The following is a 6,200-nucleotide window of genomic DNA, read 5'->3' on the forward strand; positions in this document are numbered from 1 at the left end:
CCCTGCGGCACTGACGTTCGTCAAAATCTGCGCCCCGGGAGCAGTCCCCCTCAAGGCCCGAGTTCCGCCGCTCCCGAGCCGTCCAGCGGACGACTCGGTGGGAGACCCGATGCACAGGGACACCCCGCCTATTGCGCGGGGATTGCGGGGAGACGGGCCGGTTCAGAGATACCAACCTCCGGCCTCCGCGAGGTTGGCCCCCGCCTGCCCGGCACAGGCGTCCCAATCCACGCCCCCCGGTTCCGGCAGGGCATACGGGCGGGCGGTGAAGGTGCTGGCGTCCGGGGCGAAGTCCGAGATCTGCGTGTTGTCGCCGGGATCGACGCCGTCCGGCGCGAAGCGCGGCCAGAGATTGTAGCCGTAATCGGCGAAGTCGAAGCCCTGCGACGGCAGGAGGGACGCGGGCAACGCCACGCTGATGGTCGGGCCGGAGATGCTGATGCTCGCGGGGTCGAGCGCCTGGGGCGGGGTGCCCGCGACGAGGTCGATGAAGCTGCCGGTGCCGTCCGGCAACAGCACCACGACCGAGTCGAAGGCCACGCCCTCGCCCACGGACGGCTCGAGCCCCGCGAGGAGGTCGGTGCCGGCGCCGCGGTCGATGCCCCACACATAGGCCGCGCCCGCCGTGGCGCCGATCGGGGCGGCGTGGGTGCCGGAGAGTATCACCGCGTCCGGCCCGGAGAGGAACGCGCCGGTCACGACCACGTCCAGATCGCCGCTGGCCGGTCCGGTGTAGGTCGAAAGGAAATCGCCGACCGGGTCGAACCTGATCGGGATGCCGTGACCGGGGGCGTGCGGGGCGTGGTGCATGGTCGTGCTCCCTTGCTGGGGGACCGGGTGGGGTCCGTCCCCGTCCGCGCCGGGGACGCCATGACCGTGCCGAACGCGGCTTTCCGGAGCCATCGCCAAAGTTTTCCGGAACTTTCCCGCGCTTCGCCGACGCTCCGCCGCACACGGTCGGCCGGGCCGCGAGCGCCCCATGTCGCGCCGGCGGCGAGGCGCCCCAGCGATCGGGCGAGGCCGGCTCCGGGATGCGCTCGCATCCGTGGAACGAAAGAGCTACACTCCGGAAGCCGACGGCCGAAGTGCGACCTTTGTCCGGAAGCGAGTGGGCAGGGTCGGTAAGATAGCAAGGGGGTAAAGGCAGTAAGGTGGCAAGGCGGCCCCGCAGCGTCCCCGCCCCGACCGGGTCCGGACCTTAAGCGCCCCCGCCCTCTGTGCGCCTGCCCGTCCGCGACGCGGCGCCGCTCCTGGCGGCGCTCTTGGTGCTCGCCGTGCTCGGCGGCGCCCTGTTCGCCCTGGTGCCGGTCCGCACCGGTCTCGCCGAGTTCCTGCCCCCCGGCCGCACCCGCGCCACCGAGTTCCTGGTGAACGAGCTGCGCTCCGGCGCCGCCTCCAGCCTGCTCCTCGCCGGCATCGAGGGCGCGCCGCCGGAGGAACTGGCGCGCCTGTCCCGCGCCACCGGCGCCGCGCTCCGCGCCTCGGGCCACTTCGCCTTCGTCGGCGACGGCACCACCACCCTCGGCGAGGCCGAGCAGGCGCTGCTGTTCCGCCACCGCTACCTGCTCTCGCCGCACACCCGGCCCGAAGCCTTCGAAGCGCCGGCCCTCCGCGCCAAGCTGGAAGCCCTGCTCGACGGTCTCCGCTCCGCCGCCTCGCCCCTGCTGGCGCGCTTCGGCTTCGCCGACCCCACCGGCGCCTTCCTCGGCCTGGCCCAGGGCCTTTTGTCCGAAAGCCGCATCGAGGCCCGCGACGGCGCCTGGTTCGCCCCCGGCGCCGACCCGCCGACGCGCGCCCTGCTGCTGGCCCGCACCCGCGGCTCCGGGCTGGACTCGGAAGCCCAGGCTGAGGCCGTCGCCGCCTTCCGCGCCGCCTTCCAGGCGGCCGGGCCGGGCGAAGGCGCGCGCTTGCTGCTGTCCGGCCCCGGCGTCTTCGCGGCCGAGGCGGCGGCGGCGATCCGCGCCGACGTGCGGATGATGACGGTGCTGTCCGTGGCGCTCCTCGCCGCCTTCCTGCTGTGGCGGACGCGCTCGCTCCTGCCCTTGCTGGCGGCGACGGTGCCGCTGGGCGCCGGGATGCTGGCGGGCGTCTCGGCCGTCGCGCTCTTCTTCGGCGGCGTCCACGCCATCGCCCTCGGCTTCGGCTCCACCATGCTCGGCGTGGCGGTGGACTACCCGATCCTCCTCACCGCCCTGCGCCGCCCCGGCGAGGGCTTGCCGACGGCGGCGGCGCGCACCTGGCCGACGCTCCGGTTGGCGGCGACGGCGGCGGTGGCGGGGCTCGCGGCGATGGTGGGCTCGGGCTTCCCGGGCTTGGTGCAACTCGGCCTGTTCGCCGGCGCCGGGCTGGTCGCGGCGGCGTTGGCGACGCGTTGGCTGCTGCCGCGCCTCCTGCCGCGCGCCCCGGCGGAGCCGCGCCCCCTCCCCGCCCCCCTGGCCCGCCCGCTGCTCGCCTTGGCCGGGCACCGGCGCGGCGCGCTCGGCGTCGTGGCGGCAGCCGGGTTGCTGCTCGCGGCGCTCGGCGGCCCGCGCTGGCAACGCGACCTCGCGGCGCTGAGCCCCGTCCCGGCCGCGGCGCAGGCGCTGGACGCGGAGTTGCGCCGCCAGCTCGGCGCCCCCGATGTGCGCTTCCTGGTCGCCATCGGCCCCGGCGACGAAGCGGCGGTGCTGCGGACGGCGGAGCGCCTGCGGCGGGCGGTCGCGCCCTTGATCGCCCGCGGCGCGCTCACCGGCCTGGACGAGCCGAGCCGCTACCTGCCCAGCCTGGACACCCAACACGCCCGGCAAGCCGCCCTGCCGGACGCGGCGGCGCTGGAAGCAAGGCTCGGGGAGGCGATGGCCGGGCTCCCCTTCCGGCCCGGCGCCTTCTCGCCCTTCCTGGCCGCCGTGGAGGAGAGCCGCGCCATGCAGCCGCTCGGGGCCGAGGCGCTGGCCGAGGGGGCGCCGACGGTGGCCGCCCGCCTTTCGCCGCTGCTGTCTTGGCGCGACGACGGTTGGCGGGGCTTGGCGGTGGCGACGGGCGTTGCGGACCCGGCGGCGCTGGCGGAGGCGGTCGCGTCCCTCGGCGACCCGTCCGTGCTGTTCCTCGACACCAAGGCGGAAACCGAAGGGCTGCTCGACGCCTACGCCCGGTCCACCGCGCTCTGGGCGCTCGGCGGCGGCGCGCTGGTGCTGGGGCTGCTCGCCGCGGGGCTCGGCGGCCTCCGCCCGGCCTTGCTCGCGGCGGCGCCCATCGCCGGCGCCGTCGTGGTGACGCTGGCGGTGCTGGCGGCGCTCGGGCAGGCGCTGAACCTCTTCCACCTGGCCTCGCTGCTGCTGCTGGCCGGCGTGGCCATCGACTATTCGCTCTTCCTCGGCCGCTCCCCCGGCGCCGACGCGGAGGAAGCGCGGCGGTCGTTGGGGGCCGTCCTCAACTGTGCGGTTTGCACCCTGCTGACCTTCGGCCTGCTCGCCTTCTGCAAGACGCCGGTGCTGCACGGCATCGGCCTCACCGTCTCCGTAGGGGTCGCGGCCGCCTTCCTGCTGTCCTGCGCCCTTGCCGCGCCGCCCGCCCATGCCAGGTAACACCTTGATGACGCGACCGCTTTCCATGACCGCGAGCACCACCGTTTCGGCCGTGGGCGCCGGGCGCGAGGCGCTGCGCGCGGCCTTGCACGAGCGCCGCGGCGGGCTGCGGCCCGGGGACTTCCCCGGGGGGCCGGAGGGCGTCTGGATCGGCCGCGTCCCAGGCGTCGAGGCGGTGGCGCTGCCGCCGGACCTCGCCAGCTACGCTTGCCGCAACAACCGCTTGGCCGAGATGGCGCTGCGGATCGACGGCTTCGCCGACGCGGTGGCGGAGGCGCGCGAGCGCCACGGGGCGCACCGTGTCGCGGTGTGCCTCGGCACCAGCACCGCCGGCATCGAGGAAACCGAGCGGGCGTACCGCCGCCGCTCCCCGCCCGGCGGCGCCCTGCCCGGCGATTTCGACTTCGCCCGCACGCACGACCTGCAATCCCTGCCGCGCTACGTCCGCGCGCGGCTGGGCCTCCGCGGCCCGGCGCTCGCCATCTCCACCGCCTGCACCTCCGGCGCCCGCTCCTTCCTCGAAGCCGCGGTGCTCATCGAAGCCGGGTTGGTGGACGCGGCGGTGGTGGGCGGGGTGGACACGCTCTGCCGCATGACGCTGATGGGCTTCAACTCGCTCGAATTGCTGAGCCGCGGCGGCCCGTGCCGCCCCTGCGCCGCCGACCGCGACGGCATCTCGATCGGCGAGGCGGCGGCGCTGGTGCTGCTGGAGCGCGCGGGGGACGCGCCGGCCGCTTCGCCCCTGCTGCTCGGCGGCGGCGCCAGCAGCGACGGGCACCACATGTCCTCGCCGCACCCGGACGGGCTCGGCGCCGTCGCCGCGATGCGCGCGGCGCTGGACGCGGCCGGGCTGGCGCCGGACGCGGTGGACTACGTGAACCTCCACGGCACCGGCACCCGCGCCAACGACGCCATGGAGGACCGCGCCGTGGCGCATGTGTTCGGCGAGCGCGGCGTGCCGTGCAGTTCCATCAAGGGCTGGACCGGCCACACGCTCGGCGCCTCGGGCGCCCTCGAAGCGGTCGCTGCCGGTATCTGCGTGGAGGACGGCCTGGTGCCCGGCTGCCTCGGCGTGGAGGAGGCGGACCCGGAATTCCGCAGCGACGTCGCCACCGGCAACCGCGAGGCGCCGGTGCGCCGTGTGCTGAGCAACTCCTTCGGCTTCGGCGGCAGCAACTGCGCGCTGGTCATCGGGCAGGGCCGCGCCGCCTCGGCGCCGGCGTGAGGCGCCGCGCGCGATGAGGTGCTGGGTCGGCGGCGTTGCCGTTCTCGGGCCGGGCCTGCCGGGCTGGCGGGCGAGCGAAACCGTGCTCGCGGGCGCCGATCCGTGGACGCCGGCCGATGTCGTCGTGCCGCCCCCCGCCATGCTGCCCGCGACGGAGCGGCGCCGCACCAGCCTCGCCGTGCGCCTGGCGCTGGCGGCGGCGGCCGAAGCCGCGTCGGGCGAAGCGGACGCGGCGGCGCTGGAGACCGTGTTCGCCAGCAGCAACGGCGACGGCGCGGTGGTGGGCGCCATCCTGGAGACGCTGACCGACCCGGCGGGCGCGATCTCGCCGACGCAGTTCCACAACTCGGTCCACAACGCCGCGGCGGGCTACTGGGGCATCGGCACCGGCTCCACGAGCCCTTCCGTCAGCGTCGGCGGCCACGACGACACGGTCGCGGCGGGCCTGCTGCAAGCGGCGGCCGCGGCGTCCGCGCGGCGCCGCCGGGTGCTGTTCTGCGCCTACGACGCGCCGCTGCCGCCGCCTCTCTCCGCGGTCCGGCGCACCACGGTCCCCTTCGCCACGGCCATGGTGATGCTGCCGGAGCCGGACGCCTCCGCGCGCGCCGCGCTGGACCTCCGTTTCGGGCCGGGCCCCGCGGAGGCGCCGCAGGAGGGGCGCGACGCGCTCGACGCGCTGGGGGCCGAGAACCCGGCGGCGCGCGCCTTGCCGTTGCTGCGCGCCCTGGCGGCGCGGCGGCCGGCGGCGCTGCGCCTCCCGATGCTCGGCGACTCCTGCCTGGAGATCGAGGTGTCGCCGTGGGGCTGACCCCGCCCCTCGGCCGCGACGCCATCGCGCGGCTGGTGCCGCACGGCGGCGCCATGTGCCTGCTCGACCGGGCGCTCGCCTGGGACGCCGACAGCATCGCCTGCGAGGCCGACGGCCACCGCGACCCGGCGAACCCGTTGCGGCGCGACGGCCGCTTGCCGGCGGTCTGCGGCGTGGAGTACGCGCTTCAGGCGATGGCGCTGCACGGCGCGCTCGCGGCCGGCGGCACGGCGCAGCCCATGGGCTACCTGAGCAGCCTGCGCGACGTCTCGCTCGGCGGAGCGGAGCGCCTCGACACGCTGGCGGGCCCCCTCGGCATCCGCGCCCGCGCCCTTGCGGCGGAGACAGGGGGCTTCATCTACCGTTTCGAAGTGGAGAACCGGGGACGCATCCTGTTGGCGGGGCAAGCGGCCATCATCCTGCCGCCGCGGCGCGCGTGAGCGGGGCGCCGCCGGCCGCGGCGGGGCGGCGCGCGCTGGTGACGGGCGGCGCGAGCCCGATCGGCGCCGCGATCTGCCGGCGGCTCGCGGCGGACGGGTTCCGGGTGGTGGTCCACGCCCACCGCGGCCTCGGCCGCGCCGAAGCGCTGGCCGCCTCCATCCGC

General features: G+C 76.5%; 5 protein-coding genes and 1 pseudogene. 5 read left to right on the forward strand and 1 reads right to left on the reverse strand.

All coding sequences use genetic code 11. The features are described from left to right. Positions 1 to 162 precede the first annotated feature (162 nt). On the reverse strand, positions 163 to 810 hold the full coding sequence (locus ABD067_RS03745) for a hypothetical protein (RefSeq protein ID WP_343893820.1): 648 nt from the start codon (positions 808 to 810) through the stop codon (positions 163 to 165). 407 nt (positions 811 to 1,217) lie between these two features. Here ABD067_RS03745 and ABD067_RS03750 point away from each other — a divergent pair, with 407 nt between their 5' ends. From ABD067_RS03750 to fabG, 5 genes and pseudogenes are all read left to right on the forward strand, one after another. After that, positions 1,218 to 3,563 carry an MMPL family transporter gene (locus ABD067_RS03750; protein ID WP_343893821.1) on the forward strand — a complete coding sequence of 782 codons (2,346 nt, stop codon included), beginning with the start codon at positions 1,218 to 1,220 and terminating at the stop codon, positions 3,561 to 3,563. Positions 3,564 to 3,570: 7 nt separating this feature from the next. Continuing rightward, complete coding sequence (locus ABD067_RS03755; protein WP_343893822.1) at positions 3,571 to 4,788, forward strand: beta-ketoacyl-ACP synthase; 1,218 nt, start codon at positions 3,571 to 3,573, stop codon at positions 4,786 to 4,788. A 13-nt stretch (positions 4,789 to 4,801) separates the two neighbouring features. Next, positions 4,802 to 5,596 carry a beta-ketoacyl synthase chain length factor gene (locus ABD067_RS03760; protein WP_343893823.1) on the forward strand — a complete coding sequence of 265 codons (795 nt, stop codon included), beginning with the start codon at positions 4,802 to 4,804 and terminating at the stop codon, positions 5,594 to 5,596. Further along, entirely contained in the window at positions 5,587 to 6,036 is a 450-nt protein-coding gene (locus tag ABD067_RS03765; RefSeq protein WP_343893824.1) for a phosphotransferase, read from the forward strand. The genes ABD067_RS03760 and ABD067_RS03765 overlap by 10 nt, the downstream gene beginning before the upstream one ends. A gap of 38 nt (positions 6,037 to 6,074) precedes the next feature. After that, positions 6,075 to 6,200: pseudogene (gene fabG, locus ABD067_RS03770) on the forward strand (3-oxoacyl-ACP reductase); the annotation flags it as partial.

This window comes from Craurococcus roseus, from assembly GCF_039523795.1.
Taxonomy (GTDB): domain Bacteria; phylum Pseudomonadota; class Alphaproteobacteria; order Acetobacterales; family Acetobacteraceae; genus Craurococcus; species Craurococcus roseus.